At 54.6% G+C, this 26,164-nt stretch carries 27 protein-coding genes; 9 read left to right on the forward strand and 18 right to left on the reverse strand.

Annotation, left to right across the window (positions count from 1 at the left end):
• Positions 1-10 precede the first annotated feature (10 nt).
• The 3 genes from lptF to D5085_09550 are packed head-to-tail and all read left to right on the forward strand — an operon-like array spanning position 11 to position 3,337.
• The gene (gene lptF / locus D5085_09540; protein ID QEP43342.1) at positions 11-1,087 is read left to right on the forward strand and encodes an LPS export ABC transporter permease LptF; all 1,077 of its coding nucleotides are present in this window, start codon (positions 11-13) and stop codon (positions 1,085-1,087) included.
• Positions 1,003-2,178 carry an LPS export ABC transporter permease LptG gene (lptG, locus tag D5085_09545; protein QEP43343.1) on the forward strand — a complete coding sequence of 392 codons (1,176 nt, stop codon included), beginning with the start codon at positions 1,003-1,005 and terminating at the stop codon, positions 2,176-2,178. Before lptF ends, lptG begins: the two co-directional genes overlap by 85 nt.
• 7 nt (positions 2,179-2,185) lie before the next feature.
• Entirely contained in the window at positions 2,186-3,337 is a 1,152-nt protein-coding gene (locus D5085_09550; protein ID QEP43344.1) for an MFS transporter, read from the forward strand.
• Positions 3,338-3,356: 19 nt separating this feature from the next.
• On the opposite strand, the gene D5085_09555 is transcribed toward D5085_09550, so the two are convergent.
• From D5085_09555 to D5085_09605, 11 genes are all read right to left on the reverse strand, one after another.
• Complete coding sequence (locus tag D5085_09555) at positions 3,357-4,514, reverse strand: methylamine utilization protein MauG (protein ID QEP43345.1); 1,158 nt, start codon at positions 4,512-4,514, stop codon at positions 3,357-3,359.
• 5 nt (positions 4,515-4,519) lie between these two features.
• Positions 4,520-5,620 (reverse strand): DUF1513 domain-containing protein, encoded by a 1,101-nt coding sequence (locus tag D5085_09560; GenBank protein ID QEP43346.1) that lies wholly within the window; start codon positions 5,618-5,620, stop codon positions 4,520-4,522.
• A gap of 3 nt (positions 5,621-5,623) precedes the next feature.
• On the reverse strand, positions 5,624-6,667 hold the full coding sequence (locus D5085_09565; protein QEP43347.1) for a hypothetical protein: 1,044 nt from the start codon (positions 6,665-6,667) through the stop codon (positions 5,624-5,626).
• Positions 6,664-7,875 carry a hypothetical protein gene (locus tag D5085_09570; protein QEP43348.1) on the reverse strand — a complete coding sequence of 404 codons (1,212 nt, stop codon included), beginning with the start codon at positions 7,873-7,875 and terminating at the stop codon, positions 6,664-6,666. Before D5085_09570 ends, D5085_09565 begins: the two co-directional genes overlap by 4 nt.
• Positions 7,859-8,392 (reverse strand): DUF3299 domain-containing protein, encoded by a 534-nt coding sequence (locus D5085_09575; protein QEP43349.1) that lies wholly within the window; start codon positions 8,390-8,392, stop codon positions 7,859-7,861. Before D5085_09575 ends, D5085_09570 begins: the two co-directional genes overlap by 17 nt.
• A 25-nt stretch (positions 8,393-8,417) precedes the next feature.
• A complete protein-coding gene (locus D5085_09580; protein ID QEP43350.1) occupies positions 8,418-9,677 on the reverse strand; it encodes an ABC transporter permease in 1,260 nt (419 codons plus the stop codon).
• Complete coding sequence (locus tag D5085_09585) at positions 9,665-10,354, reverse strand: ATP-binding cassette domain-containing protein (protein ID QEP43351.1); 690 nt, start codon at positions 10,352-10,354, stop codon at positions 9,665-9,667. The genes D5085_09580 and D5085_09585 overlap by 13 nt, the downstream gene beginning before the upstream one ends.
• 3 nt (positions 10,355-10,357) lie before the next feature.
• On the reverse strand, positions 10,358-10,900 hold the full coding sequence (locus D5085_09590; protein ID QEP43352.1) for a DUF2796 domain-containing protein: 543 nt from the start codon (positions 10,898-10,900) through the stop codon (positions 10,358-10,360).
• A gap of 9 nt (positions 10,901-10,909) precedes the next feature.
• Positions 10,910-12,160, reverse strand: coding sequence for a peptidase (locus D5085_09595; protein QEP45120.1), 1,251 nt, complete (start codon positions 12,158-12,160; stop codon positions 10,910-10,912).
• Between the two features lie 442 nt (positions 12,161-12,602).
• The gene (locus D5085_09600; GenBank protein ID QEP43353.1) at positions 12,603-13,370 is read right to left on the reverse strand and encodes a TatD family deoxyribonuclease; all 768 of its coding nucleotides are present in this window, start codon (positions 13,368-13,370) and stop codon (positions 12,603-12,605) included.
• A gap of 11 nt (positions 13,371-13,381) precedes the next feature.
• Complete coding sequence (locus D5085_09605; GenBank protein ID QEP43354.1) at positions 13,382-13,615, reverse strand: hypothetical protein; 234 nt, start codon at positions 13,613-13,615, stop codon at positions 13,382-13,384.
• Between the two features lie 260 nt (positions 13,616-13,875).
• Here D5085_09605 and D5085_09610 point away from each other — a divergent pair, with 260 nt between their 5' ends.
• Positions 13,876-15,270: a Si-specific NAD(P)(+) transhydrogenase gene (locus D5085_09610; GenBank protein ID QEP43355.1), complete on the forward strand. Its 1,395-nt coding sequence runs from the start codon at positions 13,876-13,878 to the stop codon at positions 15,268-15,270.
• 31 nt (positions 15,271-15,301) lie between these two features.
• Here D5085_09610 and rho read toward each other — a convergent pair whose 3' ends face one another.
• Both rho and trxA read right to left on the reverse strand, forming a co-directional pair.
• Positions 15,302-16,558 (reverse strand): transcription termination factor Rho, encoded by a 1,257-nt coding sequence (rho, locus tag D5085_09615; GenBank protein ID QEP45121.1) that lies wholly within the window; start codon positions 16,556-16,558, stop codon positions 15,302-15,304.
• Positions 16,559-16,805: 247 nt separating this feature from the next.
• Positions 16,806-17,132, reverse strand: coding sequence for a thioredoxin TrxA (gene trxA / locus D5085_09620; GenBank protein ID QEP43356.1), 327 nt, complete (start codon positions 17,130-17,132; stop codon positions 16,806-16,808).
• A gap of 168 nt (positions 17,133-17,300) precedes the next feature.
• Here trxA and D5085_09625 point away from each other — a divergent pair, with 168 nt between their 5' ends.
• Positions 17,301-18,545 carry a DEAD/DEAH box helicase gene (locus tag D5085_09625; GenBank protein QEP43357.1) on the forward strand — a complete coding sequence of 415 codons (1,245 nt, stop codon included), beginning with the start codon at positions 17,301-17,303 and terminating at the stop codon, positions 18,543-18,545.
• Here the strand turns inward: D5085_09625 and D5085_09630 are convergent.
• The 5 genes from D5085_09630 to D5085_09650 all read right to left on the reverse strand — a co-directional run bounded on the left by D5085_09630 (position 18,436) and on the right by D5085_09650 (position 23,162).
• Positions 18,436-19,734, reverse strand: a complete 1,299-nt coding sequence (locus D5085_09630; GenBank protein QEP43358.1) for a GGDEF domain-containing protein — start codon at positions 19,732-19,734, stop codon at positions 18,436-18,438. The genes D5085_09625 and D5085_09630 overlap by 110 nt on opposite strands.
• Positions 19,731-21,836, reverse strand: a complete 2,106-nt coding sequence (locus D5085_09635) for a hypothetical protein (GenBank protein ID QEP43359.1) — start codon at positions 21,834-21,836, stop codon at positions 19,731-19,733. The genes D5085_09630 and D5085_09635 overlap by 4 nt, the downstream gene beginning before the upstream one ends.
• Positions 21,830-22,030 carry a hypothetical protein gene (locus D5085_09640; protein QEP43360.1) on the reverse strand — a complete coding sequence of 67 codons (201 nt, stop codon included), beginning with the start codon at positions 22,028-22,030 and terminating at the stop codon, positions 21,830-21,832. Before D5085_09640 ends, D5085_09635 begins: the two co-directional genes overlap by 7 nt.
• A gap of 170 nt (positions 22,031-22,200) precedes the next feature.
• On the reverse strand, positions 22,201-22,794 hold the full coding sequence (locus tag D5085_09645) for a cytochrome c4 (protein QEP43361.1): 594 nt from the start codon (positions 22,792-22,794) through the stop codon (positions 22,201-22,203).
• A 56-nt stretch (positions 22,795-22,850) separates the two neighbouring features.
• A complete protein-coding gene (locus D5085_09650) occupies positions 22,851-23,162 on the reverse strand; it encodes a cytochrome c5 family protein (protein ID QEP43362.1) in 312 nt (103 codons plus the stop codon).
• 242 nt (positions 23,163-23,404) lie between these two features.
• On the opposite strand from D5085_09650, the gene D5085_09655 reads away from it, so the two are divergent.
• The 4 genes from D5085_09655 to D5085_09670 all read left to right on the forward strand — a co-directional run bounded on the left by D5085_09655 (position 23,405) and on the right by D5085_09670 (position 26,159).
• Complete coding sequence (locus tag D5085_09655; GenBank protein ID QEP43363.1) at positions 23,405-24,259, forward strand: DUF3530 family protein; 855 nt, start codon at positions 23,405-23,407, stop codon at positions 24,257-24,259.
• A gap of 241 nt (positions 24,260-24,500) precedes the next feature.
• The gene (locus D5085_09660; GenBank protein ID QEP43364.1) at positions 24,501-24,761 is read left to right on the forward strand and encodes a hypothetical protein; all 261 of its coding nucleotides are present in this window, start codon (positions 24,501-24,503) and stop codon (positions 24,759-24,761) included.
• 328 nt (positions 24,762-25,089) lie between these two features.
• Positions 25,090-25,557 (forward strand): hypothetical protein, encoded by a 468-nt coding sequence (locus D5085_09665; GenBank protein ID QEP43365.1) that lies wholly within the window; start codon positions 25,090-25,092, stop codon positions 25,555-25,557.
• Positions 25,558-25,811: 254 nt separating this feature from the next.
• Positions 25,812-26,159 carry a hypothetical protein gene (locus D5085_09670; protein QEP43366.1) on the forward strand — a complete coding sequence of 116 codons (348 nt, stop codon included), beginning with the start codon at positions 25,812-25,814 and terminating at the stop codon, positions 26,157-26,159.
• Positions 26,160-26,164 lie beyond the last annotated feature (5 nt).

The following is a 26,164-nucleotide window of genomic DNA, read 5'->3' on the forward strand; positions in this document are numbered from 1 at the left end:
TATTTAAGGGATGATTGCTGGACGCTATCTGTTCAAAGAGCTGTTGCTGACCACGGTGGCGGTGACCGCGGTGATGCTGCTCATTCTGCTATCGGCCACGCTGGTGAAGGTGTTGACTGGGGCGGCCGGGGGGGAGTATCCCGCCGAGCTGCTGCTGGCGCTGTTTGCTCTAAAGCTGATCGGCCCGTTGGCGGTGATTCTGCCGTTGGCGCTCTTTTTGGCGGTGTTGTTAGCGCTAGGGCGACTCTCGGCCGACTATGAGCTCTACGCCCTGTTTGCCTGTGGCGGCGGCTATGGTCTGTTGCTGCGAAGTGGCATGGGATTGGCGCTATTGGTCGCACTGCTGCTGTGGTTGATTGAGTTGTGGTTCGCCCCGTGGGCCGATGAGCAGCGCTTTCAGCTACTCGATCAGGCTCGGGCCGAAACGGGGGTCGATGGGGTGGTGGCGGGGCGCTTTCAGTCGCTAGGTAGTGAACAGACCCTCTATGTGACCGAGGCGCTGGAGCCGGCACAGGGCGAGGCGCTGGCGAAGGTGATGCTATTTAGTCGCCAACCTGAGGGGGGGGTGGAGATATTAACTGCCGAGCGGGTCGAGCAGCAGCGCGATAGAGTGGATAACTCGATGGCGCTGAACTTTAGCCAAGGGGAGATCTATCGCGGCAGTGAGGCCTCATTAGCTTGGCAGAGGGTGACCTTTAGCGAGTATTGGCTGCGGTTACCACACCGACCGGTGGTTAGCTCGACGCGACGGGATAATGCGATACCGACGCTGCAGCTACTTCAGCAGGCGGATATCGTCTCGGTAATGGAGTTGTATTGGCGTCTGTCGGGAGGGGTGATGGCGTTAGTGCTGGTGCTGTTGGCGATTCCACTGGGGCGCTCCGAACCGAGGCAGGGGCGCTTTGGACGCTTTTTTTACGGACTGCTGCTCTACTTTGTCTATTATAACGCGCTGTTGACCGCCCGCTCTCTGATCGAAAAAGAGGGCGGGGGCGCTGAACTATTTTGGCTCATCCATCTGCTATTTGCCGCCTTGGCACTTATAGGGCTGTGGCAATTGCAGCGGCTGCCTCGGGTCGTGGAGTAGCGTGCGTGGTCGGTTTTAATCAACTAGAACGCTATATTGGCCGCCAGGTGTTAAACCATACGACATTAGTGTTGGGGGTGGTGGTGGCGCTAATTGGGCTGATCAACTTTTTGGATGAGGTTGAGGTGATTGGCCAACACCACTATACCCTCGCCTCAGCGGTGCGGTTTACGCTAATGGTGTTGCCGGCACAGCTCTATCAGCTCTTTCCGGTCGTGATGCTGGTAGGAACGCTGCTGGCGCTAGGGACGCTGGCAGCGAGTAGTGAGTTGACGGCGATGCGTGCTGGCGGTTTTACCTTGAGCCAGCTAATGTTGGCGCTAATTAAGAGTACTCTGCTGCTGCTGGTGGCGGTCGCGTTGGTGGGGGAGCTCGGGGCACCGCGCTGGGAGCAGCTAGCGCGACAGGCGCGGTCGGTCGAGTTAGGGCAGACTCTGCACCACACCCAAGCGCAGGGGTACTGGTTTCGGCAGCAGCAGGCGTTTGTTAATGTCAAACGGCTGCTGGCGGATGGGTCGATTTATGGTATTGACATTTTTGAGTTTAATTCGCAGCAGCAGCTCAGTCGCTATATTCGGGCGCAGCGGGGGCTCTTTACCGGGCAGAGCTGGCGTCTGCAGCAGGTCGAGCAGATCGAGTTTGGCGCCGATTTTTCGCTACAACGACGGTACCACCCACAGTGGCTATGGCCATCGTCGCTAACACCGCAGATGATGGGGCTGGTGGCGGTGCGTCCGGAACACATGCCGCTGTTGGAGCTTATCGACTATATCGCCTACCAGCGACAGCATCAGTTAGAGGCGCTGCCCTATGAGCTCTCCTTCTGGAGCCGAGTGTTCGCGCCGCTCTCATCGCTAATGATGATTCTGCTAGCGGTGCCGTTTGTGATGGGGTCGGTTCGCAGCGCCTCTACCGGCCTACGGGTGGTGCAGGGGGTGCTGTTAGGGGTGGCGTTCTATCTTATTAATGCCGTGTCGCAAAATTTGGGGCTGGTCTATCAGCTACCGCCGCTGCTAAGCGCCATGGTACCGATGTGGGTACTGGTCGGGGTGGGGTGGAGCTTGATTCGACGACTGGCCAGACATTCATAGATTTAATATGGCAGCTAAACTACCCTACTGGCGACTATCGGCCTTCTACTTCTTCTATTTTGGCTGTTTGGGGACGCTAGTCCCCTACTGGGGGCTCTATCTACAGTCGCTTGAGTTTACTATCGTCGAAATTGGCCAGTTAATGGCGCTGTTAATGGGCACTAAAATTGTCTCCCCTAATATTTGGGGCTGGATTGCCGACCATACTGGCGAGCGGATTCGGGTGGTGCAGCTCGGTTCGTTGCTGTCGCTGCTGACCTTTAGCGGTATCTTTTGGGTGGAGAGTTTTTGGGGGGTGGCGGGGGTGATGCTGCTGTTTAGCTTCTTTTGGCACGCGACCCACCCGCAGTTTGAGGTGGTGACGCTGAACTATCTGCATCACGATCACCATCTCTATAGCCGCATTCGACTCTGGGGCTCGGTCGGCTTTATTCTGGCCGCCTCGACCTTTGGGCCGTTGCTGGAGTGGGCGGGCATTGAGCTGCTACTGTGGCTGCTGGTGGGGATCTATAGCGGTATCTTTATTAGCAGTCTGCTAGTACGAGAGTGTCGTCCGATAAGCGATAGCGACTCGCCGCCGATCTGGCAGGTGCTCTCCCGACCGGAGGTGATGTCTCTTATTGGGGTCGGTTTTCTGATGCAGGTTGGCCACGCCCCCTACTACGCCTTCTTTACCCTCTATATGGAGCAGCATGGGTTGAGCCGTGGCTTTATCGGTCAGCTCTGGTCATTAGGTGTGGTGATGGAGGTGGTGATCTTTTGGGTGATGCATCGGCTGATTGGCCGCTTCGGGTTACGGACGCTGTTATTAACTTCGCTGCTGCTAACTATCGTGCGCTGGCAGCTAACCGCTTGGCTGGCCGACTCATTAGCGGTGATTTTGTTAGCGCAGATGTTACACGCGGCTAGTTTCGGTCTCTTTCATGCGGTGATGATAGCGCTATTTCACCACCACTTTACCGGTAAGCTACAGGGGCGGGGACAGGCGCTCTTTAGTAGCTTAAGTTATGGGGCGGGTGGGGCGGTCGGTAGCTACTATGCCGGTCTATTATGGAGCGGTTACGGGGCGATGATGATCTATCAGATGGCCACGGTGGTGACCGTGGTGGCACTGATAGTGGCATGGCGGTGGCTGTTTGATCCCCGCATAGGCAAGTAGATACTGTGTCGCTCGTTTATTACTGTTGACCACTGTCGGTCTCATAGAGGCTATCGGTCAATAGTCGCATAAAGGCGACTAGAGCATCGATCTCTCTATCCTTGAGTGCCGGCCCATGCTCTAGTTCGGTGAGGGCGAGGTTGGCCTCTATCTCTGGTGCCTGCCACGGCTGGCCGGTTTCGGGGTTAAGCTGCCGCTCAGGGCTGCGGCTATTATATTTATTGTAAAACAGCACCACAGTGCGTAGCTCTTTAAAGATGCCGTTGTGCATGTAGGGGGCGGTGACGGCGACATTGCGCAGCGTAGGGACTTTAAATTTTCCCGCTTGAGCCGGATCGTCGATAAGCGGATGGTTGAGAAGACCCTGATCAAGCGTGGTCACGCCGTTAGCTAGACGCAGTGGTCGGTTTTCGGGCACGCCGATATTGTGGTATTCGTAGTTAGTGAAGAGCTCTTGCGCTGCTCCCGGGCGGGGTTGGAGCTGGTGGCAGAGGTTACAGTTGGTAAACTGCTGGGAGAAGAAGAGGGTCATGCCTAGATCCTCCTCTGGTGTTAGCTGGTACTCACCACGCAGGTAGCGATCGTATTTAGAGTCAAAGGGAGCGAAGAGGGGGCTCTGCTGCTCAAAATCGGCAATGGCTGTCGCCATGGCGTGGTAGGCTAAATCGATATCGTTAAATATCTCGTCGCCAAAGTGGGCTTTAAAGGCGGTGATATAGTGGGGGTTCTCTTGCAGCCGTGCTATCGCGGTCGCTTTATTGGGTAGGCCCATCTCAATCGGATTTAAGGGGGGACCTTCGGCCTGTTCGGTCAGATCGGCCGCCCGTCCATCCCAAAACTGGCCGCCGACATAGCTGCCGTCACTCCGTTGATGAAACATGGGGGCAAAGCGGGCGTAGCTAGCGGTAGGCGCTGAGCGATCACCGAGTGAGCGACCATCATCGCCGAGTGAGGCGGCCCCCTTCCAACCGGCATTGTCACGCCCATCGGCGAGACCGTTGGCCGGTGCGTGGCAGGTGGCGCACGATTGAGTGCGGTTGAACGAGAGATTGGTGTCGAAGTAGAGTAGCTGTCCTAGCTCCCATAGTTGCAGCGGCTCTCTCTCTGTGGCTAGCGTGGTCGTGGTCGTGGTAGAGGAGAGTAGTAGTAGTAGCGGTAGTGTGAAGGGGGGAATCATGAGGGTTAAACTCCTGACAGGGTGAGGTGGTTATCCCAGCGCCGCTGAGACTCTGCGGCGCTTATGAGGGGGGTGAGCTGTTGCGGTTGACTCTGGTAATAGAGTAGTTCGCCATCGCCGCTGCTAAAGAGAAAGTCGCGGCTATCGATGGCGGTGATGCCACAGCCATCATTAACGGTAAGTGAGGTGAGATAGCGCCGTTCAGCGAGTGACCAGAGCACGATGCGATTGCCTCTGGGGGCGGAGAGGGCGATGAGTTGGCCATCGTGGCTACAGCGAATGGAGCCGATGTAGTTTCGTAGCTGCGGCTCTATCTTAGCTGGGGCACTCAAAAAATCGATTCGCTGCTGTAGTGTCTCGATCACGCCTAAGAGGGGCGGGTTCTGATTCGCGGCTCCTTGGTACTGCATCGCTACCACTATCGTATCGCCGGTGACATCGAGGTGGCGCATACTTAACTGGTGCCAATGTTCAGGCGGCTCAAAGCGGTGCAGTAATCGGCCATCGCTAAGGTCAATAAGGGCGACATTAGGGCGCATAGTGGCCAAATTGAGCTTGGTGCGGCCATAGTCGGGGTGGGTCTGAATACCGCCGTTTGCCACCGCAAGGGTGGTGCTATCGGGGAGTGGTTTCAGCTCATGGGGGCCGATACCGCCGCTTGGCCACTCGCTAAGGGGGTTGAGCTGGTTATCGTAGCGGATAATGACCCCCCGCCCTTCGGGATGGTCAAACTCATTTGCCGTGAGGAGTAGCTCGCCTGTGGCGGTAAATAGCCCATGGCCATAGAAGTGGTACCCTTTAGGCGCTTGAATTGTGGCTAGCGGGGTGCCGCTGTGGCTCTCAAACAGCGCTAACCACGACTGTGGCCGTCGGGCGACTACCGCGACTAAAGGCTGGTAAGGATGGAGCAGCACCGCATGCCCCCGTCCGGGCAGTGGCTGTTGAAATAGCGGCTCGCCCCGCTCGGTCACTGCCGACAGATAGGGGTGGTTAGCGTGGTTAACGCAGCTATAGAGCTTTGGTGCTGCCGGCGCGGCTGCCTGACTGGCCGGCGTAGGCCAGAGAGGGAGTGTGGCGAGGGTTTTTAATAGCGTTCGCCGTTGCATGGCTTAATCTCCATCGAGCGAATTAAACCCTAGGCTGATGCCGAGCTGTGCGGTCACTTCAGTCGCGATGAGTTGCTGTAGCTGTTGTAGCTGTTGTCGCAGTACCTCTAGCCGAGGGCGCTGCTCTGGATCGGAGACCGCTCGTGTTAAGGGGATATCGATGCTGTTGAGGGTCGTTTGGGCTTGGTGAAGCTGCTGTTGTAGCGCCGTTTTGAGTGGTCTCCCCTCTAGCTGTGGCAACAGCAGCAGCTCGATGACCTGTCGTAGTGAGAGGAGATTTTGGGCCAGATTATCGAGCGAGCGTTGGCTGCGCCACGACTCAGCTAAGCGGCCATTGGCCTTGGCCGGTTCGGTGCCGAGCGGCTTGGTTAGCTTATGGTCGATCATGAACTGTAGCTGGGTATGGAGTTGGTTGAGTAGCTGCGATTCGACCTCACTGCGGCTCTCAAAAAAGGCGTTACCCTCGCTTGCTGTGGCGATATAGTGGCGAAATGGGGGGGCGTTTTCGAGCGGTTGCGTCCAGCCTTGATAGAGGGCGGTAGCGTTGTGGTGCAGTTCGGTGGTGATGGCGGCAATCAATTGGCAGCGATAACTATCAGGCGGTGCGTTAGCGAACAGTAGCTGCTCTAATGCCGTTAACCCTTGTAGGGCGGCGCTTTGGTGGGCAAATTGTGCCGGCTGTAGCGGCTCAAGGTCGGCTGCGGCGAGAAACTGTAATAGCTGTCGGGAGCCGCTACCCCGTTTATCGGGCCAGAAGTGGATACGGTAGTGGCGTAGATTGAATTCGGCCGGGCCGAGGCGGAGATATTGGATCTGTTGCCAGGCCGCCATGGTGGTCTGAAAGTGCTGTTTAAGTGCGGTAGGTGGCTGTTCGGGCTGACACTGCTCGCCCTGCTGTTGCAGCGCTGCGCTTTGGTGCTGTAGCTGCTGATAGGCGGGGATAATCTGCCTATCGACCACACTGAGCAGCCCCTCCAAGGCTGCCGATAGGGAGGGGGGGAGTGTTAACAGAAGTAGTGTTAGCCAGAGGGGTAGGTGTCGGTTCATAACTGCTCCAAAAGGGTAAGAAGTTGTTGGCGTTGAGAGGCGGAGAGGTTGATAAAGCGCTGTTTAGCTGCGGTTGCCTCTCCTCCGTGCCATAAAATGGCTTCGGTGAGTGATTTTGCACGACCATCGTGCAACAGGGCAGAGCGGTGAGCGACGGCGATAAGGGGCGGTGTGCGCCACTCATGGCCGCTAGCCTGCTGTTGTGGCAGGTTATCGGCGAGCGCTTGACCCATGTCGTGCAGGAGTAGATCGCTATAGAGGGTGACGGCTCTGCCGTGGCGATCTGGGAGTTGGGGGGTATGGCAGTGGTGGCAGCCGCTTTGCGCAAAGAGCTGCTCCCCTTGGGTGACTATCTCAGATGTGGCAGGCTGAGTTGTCGTTCGAGGTGGAGTGAGACGCTGTAGGTAGTCGGCGATGGCGTTAACCATCAGCGGCTGGACTTCGACCCCCTCATACTGCAAAGAGTTACCGTCAGGGGCGGCACGGCAGGCGCTCTGCGCTGCGGTGCAGTCAGCGAATCCTTTGGGATAGCGGCGGGTTGAGAGCCCCATATCGTCCCGTAGCGCTCGTTCGATTTGAGCCTCTAGCGTAGGTTCGGTCGCCCGCCAACCGAACCGCCCTAGCTCCCCTCCTAGCTGCTGTAACCGACCGGAGATACCATCGCCGTTCTGATCTGTCGCATCAGCCTGCGCCGCTACGGCGCTAGGATCGATGCGGGCTATCGCACCTATTGTCCATAAAGGCGGAGCGATACGGACAGAGTAGCGTTGTGGGGCAGCTAGAGGGCCATAGCCGAGACTCTCAAGCTGGTAGTGGGGCTGTTGCAGTGAGAGGGTCGTTCCATCCGCTAGCGTGACCGGGTTGGGTTGGAACTCTCTTTTCAGTTGCCCTTCGGCGAGATGAGTGGCAATCGCTTGGGTCTGTAGCTGGGCACCATAGATGGGATCGGTGTCGAGTTGGACGACTAAACCGTTGGCAAGATCGCCCCCAGCGGGGTGGCACTGACTACAGGCGCGGCTATTGTAGAGGGGGCCTAAGCCGTCGGCTGCCTGAGTCGATGCGGGAGCTGAGACCCAAATTCGTTCAAATAGTGCCTCCCCTAGGGCGTAGGCGAGCGGGTCGCTATCGGCCTGAAGGGTGTGAGGCACCATAGCGATAGTCGCTATAAATAGTCGCTGTGGCGTTGAGTGTTTAATTGCTGCTCTCATCGCGCGTGACTCGTCTAGGTTGCATCTGATATCCAACGCTGGAAAATTCGCTCTCTATCGATTCGGTAGTCAATACCCCCTCTACCTCGACCCAGTCGAACAGGTTGAGTTTTTGAGCTCGGTCAGGGGGGAGGGTGAGATAGAGCTGCTGGTTAGCCGGTGGCGGCGGGACATGGATGCAGGCCCCGATAAAGGGGACCAGTAAGAAGCTCTCTACCTTGCCGCTGCTATGGCTCTCTAACGGGACAACATAGCCGCTTAGGGTGATATATTGGCCATCAAGGGTCGTATTGACAGGAGGGTTAGGATCTTGTAGTAGCTCTCTAAAGGCGATGATGCGCGGGTCGTCCTCACCGATCTCCCCCTCCTGATAGAGGCGTACCAGTTCGGGATCGGGACGCCAGCTATCGGGCAGTAGATCGTCCCACACCAAAGGTCGCGGGGTCGCTGCACTGAGCCAAAGTGGCAGTGCCAGTAAAATAGGCGCACTTATATGCCAGAAAAATCGGTAGCGCACAAGCTAAGCTCCCTATGTCGGTTAGTTAGAGGCGGATTCTCATCCCATCGCTAAGTGAGTAGCGATAGGCTCGCCAAGCCGGTAGTAGCGAGGCGATAAGCGTAAAGAGTAGTAGTAGCAGCAAAATCGACCACTCATTCCCCCCCGGCCAGCCAAGAGGCAGAATGAGGCCAAACTGCTGCTCAAGTAGGGGGGTGAGTAGCAGCAGCAGGGTATATAGCAGCCCAAAAGCGATAGTGATTGCCGTCAGGGTGAGCAGCAGTGCCTCGCCCATAATTAGCCCTAAAATGTGGTAGGGGCGTGCCCCTAAAGCTCGTAAGATAGCCATCTCTCGCCGCCGTTCATTGAGCGAGGTTAATAGTACCGAGACCAACCCGAGCAGGCTAATAGCAACCACCAGTAGCGAAATCAGCCGCAATACCTGCTCAAATATTCCCACCAGCTCCCATAGCTGTTGCAGCGTGACTCCGGGAATAATAGCCATTAACGGCTCTTTAGGGTATTGGTTAATCAGACGCTGCATCTGAAAGGTGGCTAGTGGGGATTTGAGCCCTAGTAGGGCGGCGGTCATTGTCTTTGGGGTTAAGTCGTGCTGTAGTGCCTGCTCGGCCCCTAGCTGAAAACCGGGGGTGCGTACTCCCCCTTGCCAGTCGATATGGATAGCCTCCATACCGGCGAGGGGGATATGGATGGTGTTATCGACGGGGGTGGCGGTCGGAGCCAGAATCGCGATAATACGAAACGGCTTATCGCTATGTTGTGGCAGGTGGGTTGCGCCGCTACCGTGGGCGATAATAAGCTCATCATCGATCCGATACCCTAGTGTGGCGGCTACACTAGCCCCTAAAACGGCCTCATAGACACCGTTAAACTCCCCCCCTTGGGCGAAGGAGAGGGGCTCTTTTCTGCCGTAGCGGTAGTGTTTAAAGTAGCTATTAGTTGTGCCTAGCACCCGAAATCCGCGGTGGGAGTCCCCTAGCGCAATCGGGATGCTCCAGGCAACTTTGGGGTGAGCTGCGAGCTCTTGGTAACTCTGCCATGAGAGATTATGGGTAGCGTCACCGAGACGAAATACTGTATAGAGTAGTAGTTGTATGGCACTGCCTCGCGCCCCGACGATGAGATCGGTACCGGAGAGGGTCTGGGTAAAGCTGTTTTTGGCCTCTAGGCGTAGCTTCTCCACCCCTAAAAAGAGCAGTACGCTTAAACTAATCGATAGCAGCGTTAATAGCAGGGTGGTGCGGCGGTTATAGAGACTTTTAACGGCTAGGGTTATGAGTGACATCGATTGATCTCAGCTAACGGCACAATGCGGTGAAAATGGTTCTGTAAGGTGGCATCGTGGCTGACAAAAATGAGTGAAGTTGACTGCTGTTGGCACTCCTGTAGCAGCAGCTCAATAAAGGCGTGCCGCCTATCGCTGTCGAGAGCCGAGGTCGGTTCATCGGCGATAATGAGCTCCGGATGGCCAATTAAGGCGCGAGCGGTCGCAACCCTCTGCTGCTGGCCGACACTTAGATCGACAACGGCGCGAGACCAGAGTGTTGGGGCGATATCGAGCTCATGCAACAGTCTCTCTGCCTCCTGCTGTGGGCTCTGTTGCAGACGCTGACGCCTGAGCGGGGAGAATGTTAGTGGTAGTAGGATATTTTCGATCACAGAGAGGTAGGGGATAAGGTTAAATTGCTGAAAAATAAAGCCGATATGGTCGGCGCGTACTCTGTCGCGCTTAGCGCGACTTAGTGCGGTGAGCGTGGTATTGAGCAGGGTAATGGTGCCGGAGTGGGGCAGAGTTACCCCCCCTAACAGCGAGAGTAGGGTAGTTTTGCCGCTACCACTAGAGCCGTAGAGGAAGAGCCGCTCTCCTGCATCGAGGCGTAGGGTCTCGATATCGATAAGCGGCAGGTTCGGTTGCCAGCCGAACTTGAGCTGATCGATCTGTAACAGGGGGGCGGCACTCATCCGTTAGTGGCGATGGGGTGATGAGAGGGGGATAGTTGCCGAGGCAGGCGTTAAACGGGCTGCCGTTTGGTCGCTGGCGCTAATCGCTTGCAGCTCAATCTCTGTGAGCGATGGGAAGTGTTGAAACAGATCGACCCTAAGCGATGTTGGCGCTTGGTGGCACTGAAAGTGGTAGTGGATCTGAAATTCGCTATGGGTCTCTTCATGCTCATGCTCATGTTCATGTTCAACTTCGGTAAGCTGACACGATTTTTGGGGGGTAAAGTGAAACAGCACCTCCCCTTGTTGTAACTGCTCTATCGCAGTCGCCACCCTCTGCCGCTGCGCCTCGGTGCGGGGCTGGTGTTCAAAGCCGACAATATCCAGCGCCGGCGAAATAAACTCTAGCCATAGCCGCCCCTCCTGATGGGCTAGATTGAGTTGGGCCGTGCCGTGTTGATGGCGAGTTTGGGGGGGCAACTCATGGTCATGGTCATGGTCATGGTCACTGGCGACTAGAGGCTGCGATAGCATTAGGGTGGTTAGGGTGAAGAGGGTTTTTTTCATCAATGGCTCCTATTTAAGACTGTCAGAGCCTTCAAAGGCGATCTGCTCTAGACCTAACACCGCGACGACCCGCTCTAACTGTCGCGTCTGTTCGATGAGTGCCGTAACGCCATCTAAAATAAGCTGGTTTCCGGCCCGATTACCGGCAGCGAGTAGTTGATCATAGGCGATTCCCCTCTTTTCAGCGCTCTCTACGAGTTGATAGAGTTGGTTGACCGTTTGGCTTAATTTTATCCGCATAGCGTTATCGATGGCTCTATCTTGGCTATAGACCCAGCTTGACAGACTTGGCCCTTCGAGTACCGAACCATCTAGCCGCTGGTAGCGACCTAAATAGACATTTTGGATCCCAAGCCCGTTATTATAGTGTGACCAGTGGGTGTTATCGCTGAAGCAGTCGTGCTCCTCCTCAGGATCGTGTAACAGTACCCCTAGTTTCATCCGCTCTCCTGCTAATTCACCAAAGCTTAGACTACCCATGCCGGTAATCATCGCCGCGATACCTTGATTAGGATTGGTGAGCAGCGCGGTGCGGGCCGCACCCTTTTGTTGCCACTGCACTGTCATCCAGCGCAGATCGTCCACTAGCTGGTCAGTCACGGCTTTTAAGTAGCCACCGCGGCGGTCGCAGTTGCCATGAGTGCATTGAGTGTGGCTAAAATCGGTGGCGGGGCGGTTACCCGCTCCGGGGCCGCTGCCGTTGAGATCTTGTCCCCAGAGCAGAAACTCGATGGCGTGGTAGCCGGTGGCGACATTGGTCTCTATCTGTTCTAATTCGTGGAGCTCTGTGGCGATAAATTGGCTATTGAGCACGGTGGCATCAATCGCTTTGCCGGCCACTGTTAGCTGCGGGTTAGCGATAATATTGGCGCGATAGTAGGGGTTCTCCGCCGACTCTTCGCCGTAGTGGTCGATAGCGACATAGTCGATCAGCCCCTCATCTAGCGGCCAAGCGTTCACCTTACCCTCCCACTCATCGACAATCGGATTGCCAAAGCGGAAGACCTCCGACTGTTGATAGGGGTGGCGAGCCGTAATCCAGGCCACTTTGGCCTGTTCGAGAGTCGTTTCAGTAGGGTTGGCAAGCAGACGGTTGACCGCCTGTTGTAGCGCCGTGGCGGTGGTGAGCGAGTCGCTGTAAACGGCGTGGGCGATATCGGCATAGTGGTTGACAATAGCCTCAGGTTGAGGCGGGGCAGCGGCAGCGCGACTCTCGGCTTGATGGGGGGCGGTTGCACTACAGCTAGCTTGCAGTATCAGGGTGGTGGTTAGTGTCAGGCTTAAAGAGAGGCGGGATAGTGTCACAGTGGTAGCTCCATTTAGTCAATGAGTTACGGATAGTTAAAATTACAAATGCCATTTTACACAAATGGGATTAATTTTCAACTAAAAGATGGAGGATCAATGTTTGATCCCGCCGCAGCTCTCCCAACCTCACCCCCCGACCCCTCTCCATGAATGGAGAGGGGGAGTTTTATCGGTTTGTGGTGAAGATTGGTAAGCCGCCGGCGGGGGCTGAGGAGGGGACGAAGCTATCACCCCCCTCTCCATTCATGGAGAGGGGCCGGGGGTGAGGTCCATCGCCCCGGTTGACCTCGCCCAAGCCGCCATCGGCCCCGGTATGGGCAATCTAATCTTCCGTGTGGCTGAGCGCGAAGTAGAGAGGCAGCGCAGAATTTGAGGAGGAGTCGAAAAACTAAAGCTACTTGAGGGCAAAGTGGCGTTTTAGATTGCTAGTGGTTATTTGGGCTAACTCCTCTAGCGAGAGCTCTCTTAGGGTGGCGATAACTTTTGCCGCTTCGATAAGATAGGCCGGCTCGTTGCGCTGTTGATGGTAGCGGGCAGGCGCCATATCGGGTGCATCGCTCTCTAGTACGAGGTGATCGAGCGCTAGGGTGGCGGCGATGCGGCGTAGTCGTTGTGCACGCTCAAAGGTGATGGTGCCGCCAAATCCGAGCAAAAAACCGAGCTCGATGAACTTTTCAGCCTGTTGCAGACTGCCGCTAAAGGCGTGCACCGTGCCGCCGAAGGTAAACTTCTGTCGCCTTAGTAGGCTATAGAGCTGATCGTTAGCGTTACGGCTGTGCAGAATGAGGGGTAGCTGCGCTTGGGTAGCGATGGCGATCTGTTGCTGTAGTAGCTGTCGCTGCCTGTTGAGATCGCTAGCGGGGGAGTAGAGATCGAGCCCTACCTCGCCGATCGCAAGAATAGAGCGATGGCTAGCGAGCTGCTGCTCTAGTTGAGGGATATCGGTGCTATGGTGGTGAGCGAGAAAGAGGGGGTGGAGCCCTAGTGCCGGATAGCAGTTCGGGGTGGTGTGGCAGAGCTGCAACAGCCTAGGCCAGCGCTTGGCTTTGACCGCTGGAATGATAAAGGTATCGATATTGGCTTCAATAGCCCGCTGTCGCACCGCCTCTCTATCCGCATTAAAGGCGGTAAAATCGAGATGGCAGTGCGAGTCGGTAAACAAGTCGCGCTATTTTAGTAGTAGCCCTTTCGACTCTGTCGTAGCCCTAACCGGGCCTTAACTGCATTACTAAACTGTAGCAGTTCGGCTATCTCTCTCACACGGGAGCGCATCATTAGCGGCACCTCACGATTAAGGTAGTTGTGCTGCTCTTCGGCGGTAGAGAGCTGTAGTAGCTCTGTGGCATAGGCCTCCGCACGCTTAATAGTGCTCTTTTCGCGCTGAAAGGTGATTCTATCATTCATCATCTATACCCCTGCTTTGCAGAACCTTGGTGAAAACAGACCGCTGTAGTATAAATTTGGGCTTCTATACCACTCAACCATTTTGTTAACTCTTTCCAGTATATTATTGATTTAAAAAGATAGCTCTATTTTAACACGGCGCAATAGTGCGCTTGATATCGTGCTGTCATTGACTGCCATAGTGACTATATCGGTAACTAGGTGGCCTCCCTTTAGTGGGAGGTGGTAATATTTTGACTCTGATCACAATCACGGGGGAATTTATGACTCACTACGACTTAATCGTTATCGGTAGCGGGCCGGCAGGACAGAAGGCGGCGGTGCAGGCGGCAAAGCTGGGAAAGCGGGTGGCAATTATCGATCGCATGGAGAGTATGGGGGGGGTCTGCCTCCATACCGGCACCATTCCGAGCAAAACTCTCAAAGAGGCGGTGCTCTATCTAAGCGGCTGGAGTCAGCGGGGGCTCTATGGCGATGACTACCGCCTAAAGAGCGATCTGACCATGCAGGATCTACAGCTACGGTTAAAAAAGACCATTGAACGGGAGGTAGAGGTGATTAACCACCAGCTACACCGTAATGGCATTGAGACCGTGCAGGGGGTGGCTAGCTTTATCGATCCGCACCTTGTTCGAGTTGAGCAGGCGACGGGGAAGTCGCTCCAGCTAAAGGGCGACTCTATGGTTATCGCCACTGGCACCCACCCCTATCGGCCGGAGTCGATTCCGTTTGATGGCGAGCGGGTACTCGATAGCGACGACATTTTACAGCTACAGCAGCGGCCACGAAGCTTGACTGTGGTTGGTGCTGGGGTGATTGGGGTGGAGTATGCGGCGATCTTTAGCGCCATGGATGTGGAGGTGACGCTGCTCGATGGCCGTCAGGAGCTATTGGGGTTTTTAGATCGGGAGATAACCGATGAGTTCATCCACTCGCTGCGCCAGCGCGGGGTGAGTGTTCGGTTAGGCGAAACGGTGGCGACCATGAGGGTCGATAGCGCTGCCGGGCAGGTGGTGACTGAGACGGAGAGCGGTAAAAAAATTGTCTCTGAAGTGGTGCTGTTTGCCGCCGGTCGTAGCGGTACGACCAATTCGCTACAGCTCGATAAGGCCGGTATTCGGGTCAATAAACGGCACCAAATTGCGGTCAATGATGACTATCAGACCGAGGTTCCCCATATCTATGCCGCTGGGGATGTGATCGGCTTTCCTAGTCTCGCTTCGACCTCTATGGAGCAGGGGCGGCGTATCGCCTGCCACGCCTTTGGCAAGCCGTTAGTCGGTAAGTTGGAGAACTTTCCGTTCGGTATCTACGCTGTGCCGGAGATGAGTATGGTCGGCGAGACCGAACAGCAGCTAATGGAGCGCGGGGTGGCCTATGATGTCGGTATCGCCCGCTTACGAGAGACGGCCCGAGGGCAGATCATGGGGATCGAGGAGGGGATGCTGAAGATGCTCTTTTCGCTGGAGGATCAGCGTCTGCTGGGAGTGCATATTTTGGGCGAGGGGGCAACCGAGCTGATCCATATCGGTCAGGCGGTGCTCTCTTTGGGGGGAGGGATCCACTACTTTCTCGACTCGGTGTTTAACTATCCGACCTTAGCGGAGGCATACAAAATAGCGGCGCTTGATGCTTGGAATCGTATCAGTCGTCTGTAGTGTTATTGAGGGGGGGCGCGAGCCCCCCATCTTAACGCTTCATAGAGTCGAAAAATTCGCTGTTGCTTTTGCTAACCTTCATCTTATCGTGCAGAAACTCCATGGCCGCTAACTCATCCATCGGGTGGAGCAGTTTGCGCAAAATCCACATTTTCTGTAGTTCATCGGCCGAGGTCAGCAGCTCTTCGCGACGGGTGCCTGAGCGGTTGATATGGATAGCGGGGTAGATCCGCTTTTCGGCAATTCGGCGATCAAGGTGGAGCTCCATGTTACCGGTGCCCTTAAACTCTTCATAGATAACATCGTCCATACGGGAGCCGGTATCGATGAGTGCGGTTGCGATAATGGTGAGGGAGCCCCCCTCTTCGATATTGCGCGCGGCACCAAAGAAGCGTTTCGGGCGTTGTAATCCGTTCGCATCGACTCCGCCGGTGAGCACTTTGCCCGAAGCGGGGACGACGGTGTTGTAGGCGCGGCCAAGACGGGTAATCGAATCGAGCAGAATCACGACATCGCGTTTGTGTTCAACGAGCCGTTTGGCTTTCTCTATCACCATCTCGGCGACTTGGACATGGCGAGCCGCCGGCTCATCAAAGGTACTGGAGATCACATCTCCGCGCACCTGCCGACTCATTTCGGTTACCTCTTCGGGTCGCTCATCGATGAGCAGTACCATCAGATAGACATCGGGGTGGTTATTGGCGATAGAGTGGGCAATATTTTGAATGACCATGGTTTTACCCGCTTTCGGGGGGGAGACGATAAGTCCTCGCTGGCCTAAGCCGATGGGTGAGACCAAATCAATGACCCGGGCGGTGATATCTTCGGTGCTGCCATTGCCCTGCTCTAGGCTGATGCGCTGATTGGCGTGTAGAGGGGTTAAGTTCTCAAAATGGACTTTGCGTTTGGCATTTTCGGGGGGTTCATAGTTGATTTGGTCGATTTTAACCAGGGCGAAGTAGCGCTCATTATCTTTAGGGGAGCGAACCTTGCCCGAGACAGTATCTCCGGTGCGGAGATTGAAGCGGCGAATCTGGCTAGGGGAGACATAGACATCATCGGGGCCAGCCAGAAAGGAGCTATCGGCGGAGCGTAAAAAGCCGAAACCGTCGGAGAGGATCTCCAATACACCATCAGCGAAGATCTCCTCACCGTTTTTGGCGATCGCTTTTAATAGGGCAAAGACCACCTGCTCCTTACGAATACGGTGGACATTTTCCAGTCCCATTTCACTGGCAATATCGAGAAGTTCAGCAGCCGATTTCTGCTTCAATTCAGAGAGGTTCATAGGTTTTATTCGAGTATTAGAAAAAGTAAATATTAGGTAAGGACATTTGTTAGGCTCAAGCATTCCTGATAGCGCAGCTCAATAGCTCCTTAGGCATACTAGGCATAGATTGGGCGTGCTATTCTGAATCAAGAGTGGGGAAGGGCGCTAAAATAGCACCATAAGCTGTAAAAATCCACCCCTTTGAGGTAATGGCGTGAATTTATCCCCCGCAGTAGTCGCTGCGGGGGAGCTGAAGCTGTGGCAGTTAGAGATTACTATCGATAAACGCCGCGAGCTGCGATTTGGAGACGGCCCCCACCTTGGTCGCCTCGACACTACCGCTTTTGAAGATCATCAGGGTGGGAATGCCGCGAATCCCATATTTGGGGGGGGTGTTGGGGTTCTCATCAATGTTAAGTTTAACAATTTTGATCCGGTCAGCGTACTCGGCAGCAATTTCGTCCAAAATAGGGGCGATCATTTTGCAAGGACCACACCAGTCTGCCCAGTAGTCAACCAGTACGGCTTTGTCGCTTTTTATTACTTCCTGCTCAAAGCTATCATCGGTTGCATAGACGATTTTGTCGCTCAATGGCTCTCTCCTTAAGTTAAATCAGGGCCGGCAATTATGGCAAAAATTGCCCCTATTGCCTAATGTTGTTAAAAAAACTTGCGGGGAAGTCGCCCCATGGGGCTAATTTGAGCCCAAATGGGGCGATATTGCAACCCATTTACTCACCTTTTTTGGTATTCTTGCCAAATGAACACAACGCCCTCCTCAGAACTCCTCTTCTCCTCCCTGTCGTTAGCGCCACAACTGCAACGGGGACTCGATCAACTCGGCTTTAGTCTCTGCACGCCGATTCAGGCAAAGACGCTGCCATTAACGCTCGCCGGTTATGATGTCGCCGGTCAGGCGCAGACCGGCACCGGCAAAAGTGCCGCCTTTTTAGTCGCGATGTTTCAGCAGCTACTGCAGCGCCCTTTGGCACCAGGGGCAGTGGCCGTGCGGGGGCTGATTTTGGCCCCTACCCGCGAGCTGGCGATCCAGATTCACAAAGATGCCGAGGCGATAGGTCGCTATAGCGGCCTGAGGCTAGCGCTTATCTATGGCGGTACCGGTTATGAGCAGCAGCGGCGCTCATTGGAAGCCGGTGCCGATATCTTAATCGGCACGCCGGGGCGACTTATCGACTACTATAAGCAGCGGTTCTTCTCCCTCAACCAGCTTCAGGTGATGGTGCTAGATGAGGCCGATAGGATGTTCGATTTGGGTTTTATTAAAGATATCCGCTATCTGCTGCGGCAAATGCCGCCTCCGACGCAGCGGCTGACTATGCTCTTCTCGGCCACTCTATCGCTGCGGGTAACTGAATTGGCCTACGAACATATGAACAACCCGCAACGGGTAGAGATAGAGTCGGCAGAGCTCACTGCCGACAATGTTGAGCAGCAGCTCTTCTATCCGGCTAGTGATGAAAAAATCTCCCTGCTGCTAGGGCTCCTGCAACAGTGGCAGCCGCCGCGGGCGATACTGTTTGTCAATACCAAGCGGGTCGGAGAGCGGCTCTGGGGCTATCTGGAGGCGAACGGCTACAAAACAGCTATTTTGAGCGGTGATGTGCCGCAAAAAAAGCGCCAACGGCTGCTACAGCAGTTTGAGCGGGGGGAGTTTTCGCTCTTGGTGGCGACCGATGTGGCCGCGCGGGGGTTGCATATCGCCGATGTCAGCCATGTCTTTAACTTCGATCTGCCGCAAGACCCTGAAGATTATGTCCATCGTATCGGTCGTACCGCCCGCGCGGGCGCTTCAGGGGTGGCGGTTAGCTTCGCCTGTGAGGAGTACGCCTATAATCTTATCGATATTGAGAGCTATCTAGGGCGTTCACTGCCGGTCACGGCGATTCAGAGTCAGCTACTGCTGACTCCGAAGCCGCCGCTAAGAGACTCCTCGCCTGTGGCGGGGCGTCGTCGTCGCCGTCAACCTCCCTTAACTCCGTCCTGATCAGCCACTCGCCCTCTCCAAAGCAGAGTCGGTCTCTGCCCGCCTGTTTGGCCAGATACATTCTCTGATCGGCCAGTTCGATAAGATCGCTCCAACTGTTAGCGTTATCGCTATGCAGGCTAGCGACGCCGATAGAGGCGGTGACTGGTGAGCCATCGGGGCGCCTCCCCAAGCTGGTCTGGAATAGTCGTTCGATAAACGCCAACCGATTGTGGCGTGCGACGCCGTCGATATGGGGGAGGGCGACCAGAAACTCCTCCCCTCCCCAGCGAATAATAATATCCTCTTTGCGAAACCATTGGTTAAGATTGGTTACGAACTGAACTAGGACTAGATCGCCGGCATCGTGGCCGTAACGGTCGTTAATTGACTTAAAGTGGTCGAGATCAAAAAACATCAGCGTTAAGGGGCTCTGGTTGCGCTGCGCTAGATGGAAATACTTCTCCAGAAGCTCCGAGCCGCTGGCGCGATTAAAGGCCTTTGTGAGTGGATCGTGCGCCGATTTAAGGATAATTTCGATAAGATAGTGGAGCTGACTCATGCCGGAGATGATCGCAACTCCGGCGATCATCGCCATTAGCCACAACATTCCGAGTTGGGTATCCCACTCATTCGCCGCCGCGTTACTTAGGCCGGTGTAGGCCATAATCGCCATAGCAGGTAGTACAAATATCATCCCCTCTAGCGCTGAGAGGGGGAAAATGGCCAATCCGGCGACCAACACAAAGGGTAGATAGGTGTAGCCTGCAATGAGGGTCATCGCTAGGCCTGTCTGTGTAGTCTCAAGATTAAGTAAAATCGTGTGGGCGTAGAAGTAGAATAGAGTGGGGATTAAAAAGAGGAGTATGGTGCCGATATAGGCGTGCAGCAGGCGGTCGGAGCGGCGAAACGTCAAGAACAGGCCGGCAAAGGCGAGTGAGGTGATGATTCGTGCGGCGGCGAGCTGGAGTCCGACCGAACGGGGGAGTAGCTGTAGATCGACCATAATCCATAGTGGGGTTAATACGGCAAACATGAGCGCAATTAAGCGTACTCGGGAGATAATCAGGTAGGCCCGTTGCGGCTTAATCAGCTCCGGCTGTCGCCACGGTAGGAGTAGCCCCCACATATCGCTACCGCCCTCTCCGAGCAGATCCCGAACCGCACTGCGAGCCCGCTGTTTTAGCTCAGCTACACTGGATAAGCTCACGCTACGACCCTACTGTGGCCGCTGATCGTCAACTGATCGACTTCACGCTGCGTGTGAATGGTGAGTGCAAACGGGCTCATATCGGCAAACTCCTGACCAATAATCCAGAACTGGCTCAGTTTGGGGCTAATATGGGGCAGAGTATCGATCGCCCCTCGTAGTCGCTTGCTATCGTAGAAGGCAAACGGTTCATCGAGAATAACACACTGGCGATTTTGTTCGCCACTGCCCTCGGCCAGAGCCGCCACTAGCGCTAGTCGTAGTGAGAGCAGTACCTGCTGCTGGGTGCCGGCGGAGATCTCCTCCCAGCGAACAAAGTCATGCTTTTGTTGCGAGAAGATAGTCACCTCTAGTGATTCACTGAGCTGCAGAAAGTGGTAGCGGTTGTCGGTTAGCTGTGGCATCACGCGGCTGATAAAGCGTTTCATATCCTGATTAAACAGCACCATCGCTTGGCGGCTGGCGCCGTGAAGTAGCTCAATCGCCACCTCTCGGGTGGCATTTTGCAGCCGTAGCTCACTCTGTCTGTTTAAAATGGTCTCTTTGGTTCGATAACATTCGACCCCCAGCGCGAGGCGAGCCACTTCACTCTCTAACTGCTGCTGTAGCTGCCCACTAGAGTCGTGTAGCTCAGTGGCTAATAGCTGACAACCGGCCGGATGGAGCAGCTCGGCCGCTGGGGTCGCTTTTAGCTGCTGTAGCGCCTCTAACAGGGTCTCAGCTTCACTCTCCTCAATGCGTTCAGCTAGAGTGAATATCGGTCGCTGCTCTAGCCGCTGTAGCTGGCGTAGCTGCTGCTGGTAGATCGCGATCTGTTGCTCTAGCGCGAGATTGTGTTGCTGTTGTCGGCCAATGAGGGGTTTTGTGCGATGGGCGACTATGAGTAGCAGTAGCGCGAGCAGTAGCAGTATCGCACTGATCGGGAGTAGATAGGGTTGCAAGAGAGGGGAGAGAAGCGGTGCAGGGAGAGTGGTCTCAATACCGGCGTGGATCATGGCAAATAGGGTGGCAGGGATAAGCCCAAGTAGTCCGAACAGCCCGCTTAGACGGAAGTGGCGCCGGCGCTGGCGCTGATATTTTGTTAGCTGCCGCTGCCCCTGTTGTCGCTGTTGCGGTAGCGGGGGCTCCTCCTGCTCATCACCGCTTTCGATCTCGCCAAGCGATATCTGGAGTTGGGTAATATAGCGACTACAGCGCTGCTGTAGCTGTTGTAGCTGACCGAAGCGCTGCGTCATGTCGCTAAGCCGCTGCTGTAGGGGGAGCAGCCACGGATGCGGCTCTTGGAGTGCAAAGCTAAGCTGCTGATAGTGATCTGTGAGCCGTGTGAGTTGCTGTAGCCAGTGGGAGAGGGGTTGAGCCGATTGGGGCAGCGCGTCAAATTCGCCGCTCACCTGTCTTAAACCTTCGAGCTGCTGCTGTAAGTGTTGGTGCCGCCGGGCTAGCTGCTCAACCATCGCCTCTCGTTCCAGAGGGGAGGGGCTACTTTGCAGCTCTATGGCAAAGTGGTGCTCTTGTAACTGCTGTTTGATCTCGGTTAGCTGCTGGCTGAGGGTGCGATGGTGGTGCCGATTGGCCTCTATCTGCTCGGTCAAGGTGGCAATGAGCTGCTGCATCTGCTCGACCCCCGCAATAGCACCGGCAGTGTGGTGGCTAGGGTGGTGGTTGGCGGCATCGCGCTGGGCTAGATAGATCGAATCGACAAACTCACTGTAGTTAAAGCCGATGAGGCGCTCTATCTGCTCCTGCACCGAGCGGGGGCCTTGGGCCAATATCTCACCGCTATCGCTTTGTAGTAGCCGCGCCGAGACTCGACGATCAATATCGAAGCTGCGCTCAATGCGGTAGCGGTTACCCTCATTGCCACAGAAAGCTAGCTCAACCCGACCATCGCTCTCCCCCCAGAGGATCACCTTATCGAGTTGTGAGGCATCAATTTGAAAGGTACGGCCAAAGAGGGCTAAGGCGATGGTCTCAACAATAGCGGTTTTGCCCGACTCATTGACGCCGAAGATGGCAATCGTCCCCGTCGCGGGGAGTTGATTCAGTCGAAGCTGGCGATACTTGAGGATATTGTCAGATTGCAGCGACTCAATAATCACGATTTTATCTCCGCCTGTCTGTTCTTTAGGTAGCGTAAGACTAGCTCAGTCGCACGGTTAAACATCTCTAGGTCAGTAATCGGATCATCACTGTTTTGGCGTCTCTGTCGCTCTTTAGCGACAAACTGTTCAAAAACGGCGGCCGCATCAGTGACGCGAAAATCGCGCCGTTTCGATTCAGTGGCGTCAGTTAGCATAAGGTTAGGCTCCTCCTCAATCGTGAGGGGTGAGGATACCTTGCTAACGGAGGAATGTCATCTGCTGTCAGAGGGGGAGGAATCGGCGAGATAAAAAAAAGGGGAGATTAACTCGAATCTCCCCTTAATCTAGGTAGGGTTGTGTGATGAGAAAGGGGGGGTAGATAGATCTAGTGCAGGCCGCTGATGAAGTCAGCGACGGCACCGATTTCAGTATCGTTCATCTTGTCGGCAATCGGGTTCATCATCGGATGAACTCGGAGACCGGAGCGAAAATCTTGTAGCGCCTTGACGGTGTAGTCGATATGCTGCCCCGATAGCGAAGGGAAGAGCGCCGCAGGGTTACCCACACCGTTCGGGCCGTGACACGACATACAGGCGGGGACATTTTTATCCTTGTCGCCGGCGTAGTAGAGCTGTTTCCCGAGTATCGCTTTTTCAGGCGTGGCCGAGCCGATGGCGGTGGTTTGGGTGGCAAAATAGGCCCCTAAATCGGCCATATCTTGCTCACTTAGCGGAGCGGCCATTCCAGCCATAATCGGATCTTTGCGTTCGCCACTTTTGAAAGCGGCGAGTTGATTGGCGATATAGCTAGCGTGCTGACCCGCTAGTTTGGGGTATTGGGCCAGCGTGCTGTTACCATCGGCGTTGTGACAGGCAGTACAAGTGGCCGATTTGGTTTTGCCGGCAGCGGCGTTGCCGGCAGCGAGAGCAGAAGAGCTCAAACCGACCAGCACAAGGGCTGCGAGTATCTCTTTTTTCATCATCAATTCCGGTGGTTACATTCTCTTATCAAGGGGAAAGGTCGTTGCAGCAGCCGTTACTGGCTCTGGGAGATCATATACTCCACAGCCGCTCTAAGATCGTCTTCGGTGCAGGTCATGCAGGTTCCCTTCGGAAGCATGGCGGTACCGGGAATCCCGTTCAGAGCGCTCTGCATGAGCGCGTCCATCCCTTTGGCAATCCGAGGAGCCCAAGCGGCGGTGTCACCCAGTTTAGGCGAGTTGGCAGCCCCTGTCATGTGGCAGTTGACGCAAAATTTATCATAGGTGGCTTTGCCATCGGCGGCCATCAGAGAGTGGCTGGCCAATACCATGGCGCTACCAAGCAAGATAGAGGTAATCTTCTTCATCGTTAAAAACTCCAAAAGTCGGGCTGGATAGAGTGGTAAATAGAGTCGCTTGCCAAGGGGGGCTGCTGACTCAATGTGGCCAGTATAGCATTGATGGGCGATAATCGCTATATCAAAAATTACCGTTACAGTTTGTCGCTCAACGGGCCGATTGGGTGGGTGAGGGATTTTTTTGGCAAACCGGCTGCGGTACTAGGGTTAACATCGTGCAAAAAGTGTCAGTCTGGAGTGGAATCATCGGGGTGGGGGGGCTGCTGATCTCGCTGATGCTGGAGGGTGTCGCGCTCGACGGTAGCCGCTACTGGGATGAGTCGCTGCGCCAGCAGCTACCTGAGTCGGATATTATGCCGTTAACGGTCGAGGGTGAGCCCTTTCTAGCGCTCTACCACCACGCTGAGACCGGCAATTTAAGTGGCGGAGTGGTTATCGTACCCGATTTTCACGCCCATCCCGATTGGCCCGGCGTGGTGCAGACGCTGCGCAATCAGCTACCCCGTTTCGGTTGGAGTACGCTGTCGATTCAGTTGGCGCAAAGAGCGGTCGCGACGGTGACTGAGGGGGAGAGGAGTTTAACGCAGCCGCTGCCGATGGCGCAGCTATTGCAATCTACCCCCGCCCGCATCGATGCGGCTATTGCGGCGATGGAGCAGATCGGGGTCTCTACTGTGGTGCTATTAGGACATGGGGTGGGGGCTCAATTGGTGGTGCACTATATGCGGGACAGGGCGCAGTCGAAGATTCGTGGCATGGTGCTGGTGAGTCTGGATGGTACCGCAGCGCCTGAGGGTGAGAGCGATACGATGCTGCTTTTGCGTACTATTGGCCGGCCGATACTCGATATTTTTGGGGAGCTGGGGCCGGAGGCGGTCGTCGCGTCGGCGAGACGGCGTAAAAATATCGCGGTGACAGCACCGCCGGGGGAGCGGCGTATCCATCGCAGCGCCGAGGAGTACGCGAGGCTCTATCACCCCTCGGTGGCGACTAAAATTAGCTATCGACAGGTGGTATTACCGGCAACAGGGCATCAGTTTCATGGCAGCGAGTCGCTACTATTGAAGCGGGTGTTAGGGTGGCTGCGGCGCTATATCGCTGAATAGGGGGGCTGCCATTGCCACTGAAAAAAATAATGGTTTTCGCGGATTTCTGTATGACAATACCTTCGCCAAAAATGGCCCTTACCCGGTATCTTTAAGGGGTTGATTAATCCGACCTCGGTTAGCTGCTTGTTCAATGATTTGCTCAATAACAATCAAACTATTAGCTCCCTCCCCCAGCGGGGGAGGGTTGGGGTGGGGGCAAACAATGGCGAAACGATGAACAAGGCCGCGCTTTGAAGGCGTGACTTACCAAACTGACGATCAGGTTATTATCTCAGATGATCACTGCTTTATAAGCCACCCGGATTTGCTAAGCGAGCTGCAAGAATTAGTAAGAACATCGAAGCGCGCAGACAAAATTATTGCTTCTCGCGCGTACATGCTAGCTCAAAGAGCTAAGGAGGCGCTAATTGATTGGCAGTTTGATGTTGGCTCGATAGATCGGAAGAAGCATATCACATTTTGCTATAACAGTATTCAGCGCTATTTTAAACGGGTGTAACATGAAAAACCCATATACTTGTGATAACTGCCTATTTAACCCATCCCAATATCAGGATGTTGGTACGAAAATAGGATACTGTATAAAGCACAGTCGTCTATTAAAGAACGCTTCTCACACAACGTGTCACTACTTTCGCAGAAAGGATCTTCCTTATTTCGTTGATGAAGGTGGCCATAACGAACACGCCAAAGAGTTTCCACGAAGCAATGGTGTCGTTTTTTATCACTCTAGGTATGAAGATGAGCCTAAGTATTATTCTGAACGCCAAGCTTGGCTAACTAACTCATACGACCCGCATCTACACGAAGTAGTCGTTTACCATCGAATGGAAAAGAAATGGGCATACATTCAAGCTTTTTTATCTTCTAGGAATCCCACAAAGAGCATCATTAGTTCTTCTTTAGTTCGTCGATACATTCAACAGTGCGGTGCAAAGAATGATAATTATCGACTTTTGCTTTCGCTTGCCAATGACCTTCGAGAAAAGATAGACATCCGCATGAGCGACTTTAGATATGAAATAGAAAGCGATGAGTTTTTTCTTCTGAAAGAAAATTACATGAAGGACATAGCTTTATTGAAAGTCTACGCTATCCAAGAATATGGAGCGATAACAGAAAATGAAGAGTTAATGTGGGTATCTGATGAGCTGAACGGTTCTCTTTTGTCTTCGTGGAAAGAATTCGAGGTAGATATTAAGGCGTTAGCTCCGGTTGCTACTAGCTACATTATAGCTTCAGCTCAGCGTCGTGGAAGTTTCTTTCCAGATAGTAGTGCTGAAGCTATCGCATGACAAGGAAAATGCACTCGGATGGTAAAAAACGCTGCTCGTTTCATCTCTACTCTTTTTGCCGTCGGTTATTTGTAATGTCAGGTAAAGAAACAACACATGCCAACATGTGCGTACTGTAAAAAAGAAGCCGTTCTTACTAAGGAACATATCTGGCCAAATGGATTTATTCGGCACATGAGGGGGGGCAAAGGCTAAAAAGCAATGTTTTTGGCATTAATCACCATCGCCTGCTGTTAGTGATGGCAAGAACGCTGGTGGAGCCGGTGATTGATGAAGGGGGCGTTCCGCTACAGCTACAACGCTTTTTAACTCGTGAAGGGTTAAAACTGAACGATATTAATCTCCCTCTGGATGAGGAGAGCGGTGCCAAAATCGCGCTACTGGCTCGGCTGCAATCCAGATTACACCACCCTGATCGTTTAGAACTGATCGCCCGTCGATTGCACCGCTTTAGTCGTGAAGAGGCAGCCTACTGGCTCGGTCGCACCACCCACTTTGGTCGTGATGCCAACCGCTGGGCAATTTCAGGGCTACGTGTGATGCTAGCTGGCGGCAGCAATCAAGATAAGGGGATTGAGCGGCAACTCAAACGACTACGCTAGGAGAC

It is taken from the genome of Ectothiorhodospiraceae bacterium BW-2 (assembly GCA_008375315.1).
Lineage (GTDB): Bacteria > Pseudomonadota > Gammaproteobacteria > Thiohalomonadales > Thiohalomonadaceae > BW-2.